The 13648-nt window shown below is 64.4% G+C and carries 11 protein-coding genes; 8 read left to right on the top strand and 3 right to left on the bottom strand.

All coding sequences use genetic code 11. The annotated features are described in order from the left end of the window. Positions 1-2 precede the first annotated feature (2 nt). From ISX93_RS07515 to dbpA, 4 genes are all read left to right on the top strand, one after another. Positions 3-1178 carry a zinc-binding dehydrogenase gene (locus tag ISX93_RS07515; RefSeq protein ID WP_195778099.1) on the top strand — a complete coding sequence of 392 codons (1176 nt, stop codon included), beginning with the start codon at positions 3-5 and terminating at the stop codon, positions 1176-1178. Positions 1179-1380: 202 nt separating this feature from the next. After that, complete coding sequence (gene ahpC, locus ISX93_RS07520) at positions 1381-1944, top strand: alkyl hydroperoxide reductase subunit C (RefSeq protein WP_195778100.1); 564 nt, start codon at positions 1381-1383, stop codon at positions 1942-1944. Between the two features lie 225 nt (positions 1945-2169). Further along, positions 2170-3726, top strand: coding sequence for an alkyl hydroperoxide reductase subunit F (gene ahpF / locus ISX93_RS07525; protein WP_195778101.1), 1557 nt, complete (start codon positions 2170-2172; stop codon positions 3724-3726). Positions 3727-3820: 94 nt separating this feature from the next. Then, the gene (gene dbpA, locus ISX93_RS07530) at positions 3821-5200 is read left to right on the top strand and encodes an ATP-dependent RNA helicase DbpA (RefSeq protein ID WP_195778102.1); all 1380 of its coding nucleotides are present in this window, start codon (positions 3821-3823) and stop codon (positions 5198-5200) included. An 18-nt stretch (positions 5201-5218) separates the two neighbouring features. Here the strand turns inward: dbpA and ISX93_RS07535 are convergent, their stop codons facing one another. Then, positions 5219-6166 (bottom strand): alpha/beta hydrolase, encoded by a 948-nt coding sequence (locus ISX93_RS07535; protein WP_195778103.1) that lies wholly within the window; start codon positions 6164-6166, stop codon positions 5219-5221. Positions 6167-6480: 314 nt separating this feature from the next. Here ISX93_RS07535 and ISX93_RS07540 point away from each other — a divergent pair, with 314 nt between their 5' ends. The 3 genes from ISX93_RS07540 to ISX93_RS07550 all read left to right on the top strand — a co-directional run bounded on the left by ISX93_RS07540 (position 6481) and on the right by ISX93_RS07550 (position 10171). Beyond that, positions 6481-8154, top strand: coding sequence for a wax ester/triacylglycerol synthase family O-acyltransferase (locus ISX93_RS07540; RefSeq protein WP_195778104.1), 1674 nt, complete (start codon positions 6481-6483; stop codon positions 8152-8154). Further along, complete coding sequence (locus ISX93_RS07545; protein ID WP_195778105.1) at positions 8151-9119, top strand: alpha/beta hydrolase; 969 nt, start codon at positions 8151-8153, stop codon at positions 9117-9119. Before ISX93_RS07540 ends, ISX93_RS07545 begins: the two co-directional genes overlap by 4 nt. Before the next feature lie 62 nt (positions 9120-9181). Continuing rightward, complete coding sequence (locus ISX93_RS07550; protein ID WP_195778106.1) at positions 9182-10171, top strand: alpha/beta hydrolase; 990 nt, start codon at positions 9182-9184, stop codon at positions 10169-10171. Positions 10172-10291: 120 nt separating this feature from the next. Here ISX93_RS07550 and ISX93_RS07555 read toward each other — a convergent pair whose 3' ends face one another. After that, positions 10292-11158: a type 1 glutamine amidotransferase domain-containing protein gene (locus ISX93_RS07555; RefSeq protein ID WP_195778107.1), complete on the bottom strand. Its 867-nt coding sequence runs from the start codon at positions 11156-11158 to the stop codon at positions 10292-10294. Between the two features lie 249 nt (positions 11159-11407). Here ISX93_RS07555 and ISX93_RS07560 point away from each other — a divergent pair, with 249 nt between their 5' ends. Beyond that, positions 11408-12715 (top strand): NADH:flavin oxidoreductase/NADH oxidase family protein, encoded by a 1308-nt coding sequence (locus ISX93_RS07560; RefSeq protein ID WP_195778108.1) that lies wholly within the window; start codon positions 11408-11410, stop codon positions 12713-12715. A 45-nt stretch (positions 12716-12760) separates the two neighbouring features. Here ISX93_RS07560 and ISX93_RS07565 read toward each other — a convergent pair whose 3' ends face one another. Then, positions 12761-13522, bottom strand: a complete 762-nt coding sequence (locus ISX93_RS07565; protein WP_195778109.1) for a helix-turn-helix domain-containing protein — start codon at positions 13520-13522, stop codon at positions 12761-12763. Positions 13523-13648: the final 126 nt, after the last annotated feature.

Consider the following 13648-nt stretch of genomic DNA (forward strand, 5'->3'; position numbering starts at 1 on the left):
CGATGAAAGCCGTAGTCTGCCAAAACACCGAACTGAGCGTGGTCGAGCTGCCGGAGCCGGTACCCGCCAAGGGTCAGGCCCTGCTCAAGGTCCTGCGCTGTGGCATCTGCGGTTCCGACCTGCATCTGCGCCATCACTGCGATCACATGAAAACCCTGATGGGCAAGATCGGCTATGCCAAGAATTTCCCCAGCAGCACCGATCCTGTGGTGTTCGGCCACGAGTTCTGCGCCGAGGTGCTCGACTACGGTCCCGGCTCAGAGCGCAAGCTCAAGCCCGGCACCCGGGTAGTCGCCCAACCACTGCTTCGCGTGGGCACTGACATCGACATGGCCGGTCTGTCGAAGGTCACCACCGGAGCCTATGCCGAGCGCCTGCTCCTGCAGGAGTCGACCCTGGTGCCGGTACCCAACGGTCTGTCTTCGGACCTGGCCGCCCTCACCGAGCCCATGGCGGTCGGCTGGCATGCCGTTCGCCGCAGCGAGATCAAGAAGAAGGATCTGGCAATCGTCATCGGCTGCGGGCCAGTGGGCCTGGCGGTGATCTGCCTGCTAAAGGCCCGCGGCGTCGCCACGGTAGTCGCCAGTGACTTTTCCGCGGGCCGCCGCGCGCTGGCAAAAAGGTGTGGCGCCGATGTGGTGATCAACCCGGCCGAAACCTCGCCCTATTCCAACTGGGATGAGTACGGCTTCATTCCCGATCTTGCCGGCCTATTGGAGCTGGGCCTGGGTACCCGCGAAAAACTGGGCAAACTGCCTCTGCCCTGGTGGCATGTCTGGCGCCTGGCCGAGCTGCTCGGTGCGGCCAATGCGCCACGCCCGGTGATTTTCGAATGCGTCGGCGTGCCCGGTCTGCTGCAACAGGTGATTGAGGGTGCGCCGCTGCAATCGCGCGTGGTGGTGGTTGGCGTCTGCATGCAGGTCGACCGGATCGAGCCGGCCCTGGCGATTCACAAGGAGATCGATCTGCGCTTCGTGCTTGGCCATTCGCCGCTGGAGTACCGCGACACCGTGCACATGATCGCCGAGGGCAAGGTCAACTGCGCCCCGATGATCACCGGCGTGGTCGGCCTGGACGGGGTGGCCAATGCCTTCGATGCGCTGAAGGACCCGGAGAAGCACGCCAAGATCCTCATCGACCCGAGCAGCAGCGCCACCCAGCCCGTCAGCCCGGCCTGATCCGGCCGCCATCCCAGCGCCACGGACGCCCCCGGGCGCCGGGATGGTGATTGCTGAGGGTTCAGTGCTGCGCCAGGCAATGATGGCTGGTCCCCGGCACGACAATAGCCTTTACCGATCAGGCTTATTCCATAAATCAATTTCGGCAATCAGCGCCGGTAACCTAATATCCTCCCCGTCAACCAACCACGAGGATTTACCGATGTCGCTGATCAACACCCAAGTCCAGCCGTTCAAAGCCAATGCCTTCCACAACGGCAAGTTCATCTCGGTTACCGAACAGTCCCTCCAGGGCAAGTGGTCGGTACTGATCTTCATGCCGGCCGCCTTCACCTTCAACTGCCCGACCGAGATCGAAGACGCTGCCAACAACTACGCCGAATTCCAGAAGGCCGGTGCCGAGGTTTACATCGTCACCACCGACACCCATTTCTCGCACAAGGTCTGGCACGAAACTTCGCCAGCAGTGGGCAAGGCGCAGTTCCCGCTGATCGGCGACCCGACTCACGCCCTGACCAACGCCTTCGGCGTGCACATTCCGGAAGAAGGCCTGGCCCTGCGTGGCACCTTCGTGATCAACCCGGAAGGCGTGATCAAGACCGTGGAAATCCACTCCAACGAGATCGCCCGTGACGTCTCCGAAACCCTGCGCAAGCTGAAGGCTGCCCAGTACACCGCCAGCCACCCGGGTGAAGTCTGCCCGGCCAAGTGGAAGGAAGGCGAAAAGACCCTGGCGCCGTCTCTGGACCTGGTCGGAAAAATCTGAGACGCCGCGCCGGCCTGTAGGGTGGGAAACTCGCGAAGCGAGTTCCCACCATGGCCCCATGGTGGAAAAGGTCTTTGACCGTTTCCACCCTACGCCCTACCGAGCCAGCTAGATCGTCACCGCCTGAAGCAGTCCCACAGGACTCCCCAAGGTGCCCGAACGCCCGGGCGCGATCCGTCCGGGCGTTTGTTTGTCCGCAATTTATCGATAGAAGGAACCGCCGTCATGTTGGACGCCACGCTTAAAACCCAGTTGCAGGCCTATCTCGAGAGGGTCACCCAGCCGTTCGAGATCGTCGCATCCCTCGATGACAGCGCAAAATCCGCAGAGCTGCTGGCGCTGCTCAACGATATCGTCAGCCTGAGCGACAAGATCGCCCTGCGTATCGACGGCAACGCCAGCCGCCGGCCGTCGTTCGCCCTCAATCGCGCGGACGGCAACATCAGCCTGGCCTTCGCCGGCATCCCCATGGGCCACGAGTTCACCTCGCTGGTACTGGCGCTGCTGCAGGTCGGCGGCCATCCGGCAAAAGTTGCCCAGGACGTGATCGAGCAGATTCAGGCCATCGACGGTGAATTCAACTTCGAGACCTACTTCTCGCTGTCCTGCCAGAACTGCCCGGACGTGGTCCAGGCACTGAACCTGATGGCCGTGCTCAACCCCAATATTCGCCATGTAGCGATCGACGGCGCGCTGTTCCAGGAGGAAGTCGACGCCCGCCAGGTCCTGTCGGTGCCGAGCATCTACCTGAACGGTGAACTGTTCGGCCAGGGCCGAATGGAGGTCGAGCAGATCCTTGCCAAGATCGACACCGGCGCGGCCAGCCGCGATGCCGGGAAGATGTCGGCCAAAGACGCCTTCGACGTGCTGGTGGTCGGCGGTGGCCCGGCTGGCGCCGCAGCAGCCATCTATGCCGCGCGCAAGGGCATCCGCACCGGCGTGGCCGCCGAGCGCTTCGGCGGCCAGGTGCTGGACACCATGGCCATCGAGAATTTCATCTCGGTACAGGAAACCGAAGGCCCGAAACTGGCCCGCGCCCTCGAAGAGCACGTGCGCCACTACGAGGTCGACATCATGAACCTGCAGCGCGCCAGCGCGCTGATTCCGGCGAAGAATGCCGGCGAACTGCACGAAGTGAAGTTCGACAGCGGTGGCAGCCTCAAGGCCAGGACCCTGATCCTCGCCACCGGCGCCCGCTGGCGTGAAATGGGTGTGCCCGGCGAGCAGCAGTACAAGGGGCGCGGGGTGTGCTTCTGCCCGCACTGCGACGGCCCGCTGTTCAAGGGCAAGCGGGTGGCGGTGATCGGTGGCGGTAACTCCGGTGTCGAGGCGGCCATCGACCTGGCCGGCATCGTCAGCCACGTGACCCTGCTGGAGTTCGACAGCCAGCTGCGCGCCGACGCCGTGCTGCAACGCAAGCTGTTCAGCCTGCCCAACGTCGAGGTGATCACCAGCGCCCTGACCAGCGAAGTGAAGGGCGATGGGCAGAAGCTCACCGGTCTGGTCTACAAGGACCGCAACTCGGAAGAGTTCAAGTCGGTTGCGCTGGAAGGCATCTTCGTACAGATCGGCCTGCTGCCCAACAGCGACTGGCTCAAGGGCACCGTCGAGCTGTCGCCGCGCGGCGAGGTCATCGTCGACGCGCGTGGCGAGACCTCGCTGCCGGGCATCTTCGCCGCCGGCGATGTGACCACCGTGCCTTACAAGCAGATCGTCATCGCCGTCGGTGAGGGCGCCAAGGCCTCGCTGAGCGCCTTCGACCACCTGATCCGCCACAACTGAACCCGGCCGGCGCGAACGGCCGGCCGCAGTTCTTCGCAAGCCCGCGGCAGCGGGCCTGTTACACTGCCCCTCCCTCCAGCCTGCAGGTTTTGCCGTGTCCTCCTCCGCGTTCAGTTCCCTTTCGCTCTCTGCCGCCACGCTGGCCAACCTGGCAAGCCTTGGCTACGCCGAGATGACCGCCATCCAGGCACAAAGCCTGCCGTTGATCCTCAAGGGCCAGGACCTGATCGCCCAGGCCAAGACCGGCAGCGGCAAGACCGCCGCCTTCGGCATCGGCCTGCTGGAAGGGCTCAACCCGCGCTACTTCGGTTGCCAGGCCCTGGTCCTCTGCCCGACCCGCGAACTGGCCGACCAGGTAGCCAAGGAACTCCGCCGGCTGGCGCGCGGCGCCGACAACATCAAGGTGCTGACCCTGTGTGGCGGCGTCTCCATCGGCCCGCAGATCGGCTCGCTGGAGCATGGCGCGCACGTGATTGTCGGCACCCCGGGGCGGATTCAGGAACACCTGCGCAAGGGCACGCTGAAACTCGACGGCCTCAACACCCTGGTGCTCGACGAGGCCGACCGCATGCTCGACATGGGCTTCTACGACAGCATCGCCGAAGTCATCGGCCAGACCCCGGCGCGCCGCCAGACGCTGCTGTTCTCGGCCACTTATCCGCCGGGCATCCAGCAACTCAGCGCCGCGTTCATGCGCAACCCGCAGCGCGTGGAAGTCGAGTCACAGCACGATGACAGCCAGATCGAGCAGCGCTTCTACGAAATCAGCCCCGAGCAGCGCATGGATGCGGTGCTGCGGGTACTGGCCGCCTACCGGCCGGAATCCTGCGTGGCGTTCTGCTTCACCAAGCAGCAGTGCCAGGAACTGGTCGAGCAGCTGAACGCCCACGGCATCTCTGCCAGCGCCCTGAACGGCGACCTGGAACAGCGCGACCGCGACCAGGTGCTGGCCATGTTCGCCAACCGCAGCCTGTCGGTGCTGGTCGCCACCGACGTGGCCGCGCGCGGCCTGGACATCGATGCACTGGACATGGTGATCAACGTGGAACTGGCGCGCGACGCGGAAATCCACATCCACCGCGTTGGCCGTACCGGGCGGGCGGGCGCCAGGGGCATCGCCATCAGCCTGGTCGCACCGGCCGAGGGGCATCGCGCCCAGGCCATCGAGACCCTGCAGAAAGCCCCGCTGAACTGGCATCCACTGAACAGCCTGAAGCCCCGCGACGGAGCTCCGCTGCAACCGCCGATGGCGACCCTGTGCATCGCCGGCGGGCGCAAGGACAAGGTCCGCCCCGGCGATATTCTCGGCGCCCTCACTGGCGAAGCCGGCATCCCCGGCACCCAGGTGGGCAAGATCGCCATCTTCGATTACCAGGCCTTCGTCGCCGTCGAGCGCAGCATCGCCCGGCAAGCGCTGAAGCGCCTGAGCGAGGGCAAGATCAAGGGGCGCAGCCTGAAAGTACGCCTGCTCTGATGGCCGGGCGGGGCGACGTCAGCGCCGCGGCACCGCATACATCGGCCGAATCGACTGCCAGAGGCCATTGATGAACTTCACCACATCCTCACGGGCCGGGACGCTTTCCGGCAGCACATCCATCAGCGGCCACACATGCGGCATGCCTTCGGCGACCATGATTTCCACGTCGACCCCCTCTTCGCGGGCCTTCTGCGCGGCAAGCAAGGAGTCATCCAGCAGCACTTCGGTGCTGCCAACGTAGAAGCGCATCGGCGGCAACCCGGTAAAGTCGGCTTCCAGCGGATGCATGCATTCATGACTGGGGGTCTTGCCCTCGGGCATGTAGCTCTCCTTGAAGTACATCAGCGCGCGCTCGGAGAGGATGGTCTCGAGTTGGCGGTTGGTCTGGTGCGAACCGCTGGCCGCCTCTTCGAAACGCAAGGCCGGGGACAGCATGATCATCCCGGCAGGCAACGGCAAACCCGCACTGCGCGCGGCCAGCACGGTGGTCATGGTCAGGTTGCCGCCCGCCGAGTCGCCGGCAATGATGATCTTCGCCGGGGCATAATCATGCTCGAGCAACCAGCGGTAGGCCGCCAGGCAGTCTTCGACGCCGGCCGGAAAGGGGTGCTCGGGGGCCAGCCGATAGGACGGCATGATCACCGTGGAGTGGGTTTTCAGCGCCAGCATGCCGCAGAACGAGTAATGCGGCTTCAGGGCCGGCAGGACAAAGCCGCCGCCGTGCAGATAGAGAATGACAAAGTCGGCACTGGATTTTTCGCTGTACAGCCACTTGACCGGAATACCGTCCAGACGGCCGTTACACATCCGCACTTCGCGCGGCATCCTGGCCAGGCCATCGCTGAGGGTCACCGCCCGACTGCGCAAAGAGGCAATATCGGTACCCGGACGCATCAGCAAGGGCTTGACTACATGCCGCAGGAAGCGGGTAACAGCATGCGAGGTCAGACTGCGGGAAAACATGTGGGGTCCTTGCAGCGAAATCCTCCAGCAGGGCAGAAGCAAGGCCGGAAATGCGCCTTAAAGCTCACCCATACCGTTGAATTATTTGAATAATCTCTGGCGCCAGGGGCGCCTGCACAAGCGGCCACGCAGGCCATGTAGCACGCCAGTACAATAAGATCACAGAGCCCGCCTTGTCCTACAAGACAGATGTGACAATATGCGTGTCAATTATACGGTTTCATAATTGAGAAAAGCCTTCTAACTCGCAAGGTTGCATGCTTTCCAGACGCTGCACCCCCTGTTGGTGCGGCGATGCACCAGGAGCTTTAGCCATGGAACAACTTTCAGGCCTGGACAACTTCATGCTCTATGACGAGCAGGGCAATGTGTACAACCACGTCGCCGCGCTGGGCATCTACGATCCATCGACTGCGCCGAACGGCAAAACCCGTTTCAAGGACATCCTGCACCACTTCAAGAGCCGCATGGGCGAGTTCCCGATTTTCCGCCGCAAGCTGGTCACCGTGCCCTACGGCCTGGATCGCCCCTACTGGGCCGATGTCGGTGAAATCGATGTCGAATTCCATATTCGCCATATTGCCCTGCCCCATCCCGGCGACTGGCGCCAGTTGATGATCCAGGTAGCGCGCCTGCATTCACGTCCGCTGGATCGCAGCCGGCCACTCTGGGAAATCTATGTCATCGAGGGCCTGGACAAGATCCCGGGCATGCACGCGGGCTGTTTTGCGCTGTTCCTCAAGTTCCACCACTCCGCCGTGGACGGCCAGCATGGCACGGCCCTGCTGGAAGCCGTGCATGCCATCACGGCCGAAGAGACCCATGCCGCGCCGCGGCACTATGTGCTGCCGGAGTCGAGCACCGGCCCGACCGCCCTGGAGATGCTCGGCAACGTGGCCAAGAATGCCGTGGCGCGCACGGTCGGCCTGTCCAGCCTCTATGTGTCAACCGCGAGCAAGGTTGGCGCGCTGCTCTGGCAGCGCCTGCCAAAGCCTTTCCTGGCGGATGACGGCATGACGCGCAAGCTGCCGATCTCGGCCGCGCCGCTGACGCGCTTCAACCACCCGTTATCCGCCAACCGGGTAGTGGATGCCGTGCAGTTCCCCCTGAGCGACATCAAGCTGATTCGCCAGGGCATTCCCGGCTGCACCATCAATGACGTCTTCCTGTCCGTGTGCGGCGGTGCATTGCGCCGCTACCTGTATGCCAAGGGCGAGCTGCCGGACGAATCCCTGCGCGCCCTGATGGCCAACAGCGCCAATGAAAAGCTGATTACCAAGCGCAAGCTGCGCAGCAACGAAATTGGCGGTACGCCGATTGCGCTGGGCACCGACATTCAGGATCCGGTCGAGCGCCTGCATGCAGTGCGCGCCGAAACCGTGAATGCCAAGCACACGGCCGAAGGACTCGGACTCAACCTGTTCCAGGACCTGCTCGACAACCTGCCGGAAGCGGCCGGCCGCGCGCTGATGCGCCACGGCCTGCTGCCCTTGCTGAATGTTTCGGCATCCAACGTGCGCGGCCCGGAAGTCCCACTGTATGTGGCGGGAGCCCGCTTGCTGAGCTTTTTCCCGGTGAGCATCGCCACCGACTTCGTCGGGCTCAACCTGACCGGTTTCAGCTACAACGGCGTGCTGTGGATCAGCCTGGTGGCGTGCCGCAACATGCTGCCTGACCCGGGCTTCTTTACCGACTGCCTGCGGCACAGCTTCAATGACCTGCTGGAAGCCGCGAAAAGTATTTCGGCGGTGCGTGCCGCGGCCGCCAGCCCGGCTTCGAACGTGTATGCCATCGGCTCGGCTGGCAAACCAAAGCCATTGCCGGCCGGCAAAACTGCGCCGGCCAAGGCGCGCGCAGCCAGCAGCAAGGCCTCGGGCAAGGCGGCCGCCAGCACCACGCCGCACAGCAAGCTGGCCGGCAAACCGGCAAGCAAGCCCGCAACGACCAAAGCGGTTACCAACGCAGCGAACAAGGAATCCGTGCCATGAGCAGAAAAACCAGCCAGCCACTCCCCGCCTACGTCGAGCAACTGCGGATAGCCGGTGGGTTCTGGAAACGCCTGTTCCTGCAGCTGCTGTTTCGACTGGCCGCCAAGGGCAACCTCGGCCTGGGCATGAATATCGGCAAAATGCGCCGCCAGCAGGAGGCTCTCGACGTCCGCCTGACCCCGGTAGATTTCAGCACCCGGCGGCGGTCAGCCGAGGCCGGCGAATTCGATGCCGAGTGGGTCGAGGCCATGGACCTGCGTCCCGAGCGGGTGATTCTGTATCTGCACGGCGGCGCCTTCATGTTCCGCTTTCCGCGCACCCATGCCCGCCTGGCGGGTGAATGGTGCAAAGCCTTCAATGCCCGCGCGCTGATGGTCGACTATCGCCTGGCCCCCGAGCACCGCTGGCCAGCCGGTCTCGACGATTGCCATGCGGCCTATCGCTGGCTGCTGGCCAGCGGCGTTGCGGCAGGCAATATCGTGGTGGCCGGCGACTCGGCCGGCGGCAACCTTTCGCTGGCCCTGCTGCACCGGATCAAGGCCGCCGGCGAGCCGATGCCAGCCTGTGCCGTACTGCTCTCGCCGTTTGTCGATTTCACCCTGAGCAGCCCCAGCCTGTGCAACAACGAGTTCAAGGATCCGATCTTCACCGCCCGCGGCGTGGTTGCCGTCCGCAGCTACTACGCCGAGCCGGAGCAGTTCCTCGAGCCCGGCCTGTCGCCGCTGTTCGGCGACTACCGGGACTTTCCACCCTTGCTGTTCCAGGCCAGCGACACCGAAATGCTCCGCGATGAAAGCCTGCGCGCCGCCGCACGGGCCCATGCGGCCGGCGTCGAGGTGCGCGTGGAGCTCTGGCAAGGCCAACTGCCCCACGTGTTCCAGGCCTTTCCCAGGCTGCCGCAAAGCCAGGCTGCCGTGCAGCGCATCCTGGCCTTTATCCGGCAACACACCCACTGGGAAAACTGAGCCGTGGCGGGCAATGCCCGCCCATCCCGGTCACCCGTCAGCCCCTCATGCGGCCAGCCTCAATGAAACTTCGCCTGCTGCTCCTGTGCCTGCCCATCGTGCTGATTGCAGCTTTTCTCGCCGGCCCCAGGACCAGCGTGGATTACCGGCCATACGCCGGCCAGCTGCCCAGCGACCTGACGGCCTACCTGCAACAGGCGGAAGCGGCCTACCCGGACATTACCCCGGGCGCCGAGAAAACCATCCGCTGGGCCAGCGCGGAGCACCGGCAGACCAACCTGGCCATCGTCTACCTGCACGGCTTCTCTGCCACCCGCCAGGAAACCGCGCCACTGTGTGATGACCTGGCCCGCTCACTGGGTGCCAACCTGTTCTACACGCGCCTGAGCGGCCACGGCCGGAGCAATGCGGCGCTCGGCGAAGCGCGTGCAGGGCAATGGCTGAACGATGCCGAGGAAGCGCTGGCCATCGGCAAGCGCCTGGGCCGCAAGGTCATCATCATTGGCACCTCCACTGGCGGCACCCTGGCCACCTGGCTGGCCGCCACGCACAACGACCCGGCGATCCTCGCCTATGTGCTGATATCGCCCAACTTCGCCCCCAGGGATCCGGCCGCGCAGCTACTCAACTGGCCCTGGGCGAAGTACTTCGTACCCTTGCTGCTGGGCGAGGAACGCCGCTGGACACCCCTGAACGCCGAGCAGGCGCGCTACTGGAATCACCGCTACCCGAGCAAAGTCCTGCTGCCGATGATGGCGCTGGTGCAGACCGTCAACGCCCAGCCGCTGGAACAGGTGCGCACGCCGCTGCTGCTGATTCACGCGGCGGACGACCAGGTCGTCAGCGCAACGGCCGCCAGCGCGGCATTCGCGCGATTCGGCTCAGCGCACAAACGGCGCGTGGAATTGCAGCACAGCCAGGACCCCAGTCACCATGTCCTGGCGGGGCGCATCCTGGCACCCGCCGACACTGCGCGGGTGGCCCAACTGATCAAGCAGTTCATTGTGCCGCTTGCCGGCAGCGCAGCGGATGCCCATGGATACGGCCCCTGATGTTCCGCCGCGACGAGCCGACAACAGCCTGCGCCGGGACAGCGCGATTGCAGGCGGTACAACCCTCGAAGGATCCGGGCAATCACTGAACCAGCCAGCCACACCGGCTACCAGCCAGGTTCAGGCGCCGTGCAGGCGCTCGGCGAGCATGGTGGCGAAGGTGTGGGTATCACCCGCCCAGCGCGCAGAAATGTAATTGCCGTCACACACCACCCAGGCCGGGCGACTGTCTTTCAGGCTGTCGCGATAAAGCCCGGTGCTCTTGCGAAAATAGTCCGGGACATCGTGCGTCACGCTGAGAAAGTCGGTAGGCCGGGCCAGGGCGCGGGTGACTTCGGCTTCGACGCCGCGATAGCCCTCCGGCTCGCCGGGCAGTTCGGCATAGACGCGGTAGTAGTCCGGTTCCCAGATACGTCCGAGAAAGCGTGTCAGGTTCCATGCATCACGCTCCATGCCCCACGGCACCGCCGTGGTTTTCCGCCCGTACAGCACCGAGCGGCCGTCACTGCGCCGGCTGCGCGCGGCCAGCAGCACGCCATGCGCGATAGCCGCAACCGGTCGCTCGGTCGCAAAGAAGTCGGCAATGAAGCGCAGCAATACCGGATCTTCCAGATAGTCCTGCATGTACCTGGAACGATGCCCGGCGGAAAGCATCAGCCCGCCGAACGCGGAAATGCTCAAGCGGGAAAATTCATGCGGCTTGAGGAATGCCTCATCCTCGAGCAACTGCGCATAGCCCCGGCGAACCTTGCGCTCGGCCCGCAGCAGCAAGCCAAGCAGCTTGAACTGGCGCAGCAGCGGTAGCCCGCCCCACAAGTCGAGCCCTTCCCCATCGAGCATCCGCGGATCAGCGGCCGAAGGCTGGCCATCCACAGTGGCAAACTCGACCTTCAGCCCGGCAGCACGCAACACCTGCCAGCACACCACCACATGGGTGGGATCGAAGTCCGCTTGCGGCAGGGGGATCAGGACAGTTTTTACAGACATCACAACTCTCGACAACATGACTGAGGCGTTTAGTACGGGCATTTGCACCAGCTCGCCACTTTACCACCTGACGCCAGCAGTTCCGCGCAGTTCGTCAGCCGAGCCGGGTTTTATCGTAGTTGCGGTGTCAGCCTCCGGACTGCCCAACGCGGGCAGCCTGACCAGGCAGTCAGTCCATACACCGGCGCGCATTGCTGCTAACGTCTCTGTTCGGCATTCCGCCAGTCAACTTTCAAGGTGCGCGCAACCATGAGTGCAGAAACCAGCCCGTTATCACTCCCCCTCGAACTGCCCAATGGCAGCGTCCTGCCCAATCGTCTGGCCAAAGCCGCCATGACCGAAGGCCTGGCGGATTCGCGCGGTTATCCGTCGGCGGAACTTGAAAGGTTGTATGCGCGCTGGGGCAAAAGTGGTTGCGGCTTGCTGATCACCGGCAATGTGCTGGTCGATCGCCATCACTTGGAACGGCCGGGCAATGTGGTGATCGACCGCGAACCGGACGCCGACATGCGCGCCGCCCTGCAACGCTGGGCAACGGCGGCCAAAGCCGGAGGGGCAAAGACCTGGATGCAGATCAGCCATGCCGGCCGCCAGACCGCGGCGATCGTCAATCCGCAGCCACTGGCGCCCTCGGCGATCGCCCTGGCCCTGCCGGGCAAACAGTTTGGCACGCCCGTGGCCATGACCGAAGCCGACATCGCCGCGACCATCGAACGCTTCGCCATGGCCGCAGAGGCGGCAAAGGCCGCCGGCTTTGATGGGGTGCAGATTCACGCCGCCCACGGCTACCTGCTGTCGGCCTTCCTCAATCCGCGCGCCAACCAGCGCAACGACCGCTGGGGCGGCTCGCTGGAGAATCGCGCACGTATGCTCCTTGAAGTGCTCAAGGCGGTGCGCGCACGCACCGGAGCCGGGTTCACCGTCGCGGTGAAGCTCAACTCGGCCGACTTCCAGAAAGGCGGCTTCAGCTTTGCCGACAGTACCCAGGTTGCCGAATGGCTGACCGCGGCGGGTATCGACCTGATCGAAATATCCGGCGGCAACTACGAGCAGCCGCGCATGATGGACATGGAAGGCGTGGAGAAGCCCGACACCTCGGCGCTGCAGGCCTCGACCGCCGCACGCGAAGCCTACTTCATCGACTTCGCCATCGAGATGCAGCGCAAAGTCAGCGTTCCGCTGATGGTTACCGGCGGCTTCCGCAGCGCAGCTGCCATGACCAGCGCGGTCAGCACCGCGGGGGTGGCCTTGATCGGCCTGGGTCGCCCGCTGTGCGTCGACACGGACTGCGCGCGCAAGCTGCTGGAAGGCGAACAGCAGACCCTCGACCGCTGGGAACGCCAGTTGCAGCTTGGCCCCGGCTGGCTGGGGCCGCACTCGCCCTTCGGCCTGATCAGGATGCTCAACGGCTTTGGCGCCACCTACTGGTACTACCAGCAGTTTCGCCATTTTGGCCGTGGCGAAAAGGCGAGCCTGGGGCTCAGCGTCTTCAGCGCCCTGCTGCGCGAACTCCGGGAGCAGAAACGCTGGCTGGCCAGCGCGCGCTTTCCCGAGTAAGTGCGCAGCGCCATGCGCCTGGCTGGCCTGCCGGCGCCAGCAGTGTCAGGCCTTGGGCTTGCGCGGCTTGCTCTGATTGGCGCGCTTCTCCGAGGCCATCAGTTCCAGGGTCAGATTGATCGCGCTGCCCTGATAGCCGATGAAACGGTCGAACTCGGCATCGGTCATTTCGCGTAGCACATCATGCTGGCGCACCAGGTTGACGAAGCGCCGCTCGCGCTCGTACTGCTTGGGTAACGCCGTGATCCCCCAGTAGTCGAGACGCTTTTCCAGCGCCGGATTGTAGGTGCGCAGGAAGTTGAGAATGAACGGGATCGGGTCATGCCGGGCGATCAGCGCCGCCACCCGCAGGATCATGTCGAACGGCAGGGTGGCGCGACCCTGTTCGACCTCCTCGAGAAATTCGGTATCGCTCAAACCCAGCGCGGTGGCCAGTTCCTGCAGGTTGAGCCCCGCCACCTCGCGGGCATCGCGCAGAAAGCTGCCGGCATCCGCCATCGCCGACAAACGCTCCGGCGAGATGGCCTTGACGTACATGTCCTTCAGCCAGTTGTCACTGGCCATCATCGGAATCGCCGAACCGGCCCGCGCCACATCGAGCAGGCCGCCTGCAACCATGTCGGTATAGCCCTTGAGCTGGCCGAACAGGGCGCCTGCGGCCTTTTCCAGAGACTTCACGCCAGAAGTGGCGGCCGCCGCAGACGCGCCTGGCTTGGCTGGCCGGGGCGGCCTGGTCGCAGCCTTGCTCTTGGCGTCTATGACCTTTTGCGCCGCCGTTCTGGTGGTCTTGCCTTTTGCAGTGGCCATGGTTCTCTCCGGTTGAGGCATCGCGCTCAGTGTAGCGCCTGCCGCGCCGACTGGCTGGCTGCCAGCGAGATTTAGCCGCCACAACCATTTATCACTCGAACAACATGCCTGATGACGTTGGAAGCA

This window comes from Pseudomonas sp. N040 (genome assembly GCF_015637705.1).
Classification (GTDB): domain Bacteria; phylum Pseudomonadota; class Gammaproteobacteria; order Pseudomonadales; family Pseudomonadaceae; genus Aquipseudomonas.

Bases quoted from the DNA above. Each gene is read 5' to 3' on its own strand.
- ISX93_RS07535 (WP_195778103.1), bottom strand. From the start codon at position 6,166: ATGTTTTCCCGCAGTCTGACCTCGCATGCTGTTACCCGCTTCCTGCGG.
- ahpF (WP_195778101.1), top strand. From the start codon at position 2,170: ATGTTGGACGCCACGCTTAAAACCCAGTTGCAGGCCTATCTCGAGAGG.
- ahpC (WP_195778100.1), top strand. From the start codon at position 1,381: ATGTCGCTGATCAACACCCAAGTCCAGCCGTTCAAAGCCAATGCCTTC.
- ISX93_RS07515 (WP_195778099.1), top strand. From the start codon at position 3: ATGAAAGCCGTAGTCTGCCAAAACACCGAACTGAGCGTGGTCGAGCTG.
- ISX93_RS07550 (WP_195778106.1), top strand. From the start codon at position 9,182: ATGAAACTTCGCCTGCTGCTCCTGTGCCTGCCCATCGTGCTGATTGCA.
- ISX93_RS07565 (WP_195778109.1), bottom strand. From the start codon at position 13,522: ATGGCCACTGCAAAAGGCAAGACCACCAGAACGGCGGCGCAAAAGGTC.
- ISX93_RS07545 (WP_195778105.1), top strand. From the start codon at position 8,151: ATGAGCAGAAAAACCAGCCAGCCACTCCCCGCCTACGTCGAGCAACTG.
- ISX93_RS07560 (WP_195778108.1), top strand. From the start codon at position 11,408: ATGAGTGCAGAAACCAGCCCGTTATCACTCCCCCTCGAACTGCCCAAT.
- ISX93_RS07540 (WP_195778104.1), top strand. From the start codon at position 6,481: ATGGAACAACTTTCAGGCCTGGACAACTTCATGCTCTATGACGAGCAG.
- ISX93_RS07555 (WP_195778107.1), bottom strand. From the start codon at position 11,158: ATGTCTGTAAAAACTGTCCTGATCCCCCTGCCGCAAGCGGACTTCGAT.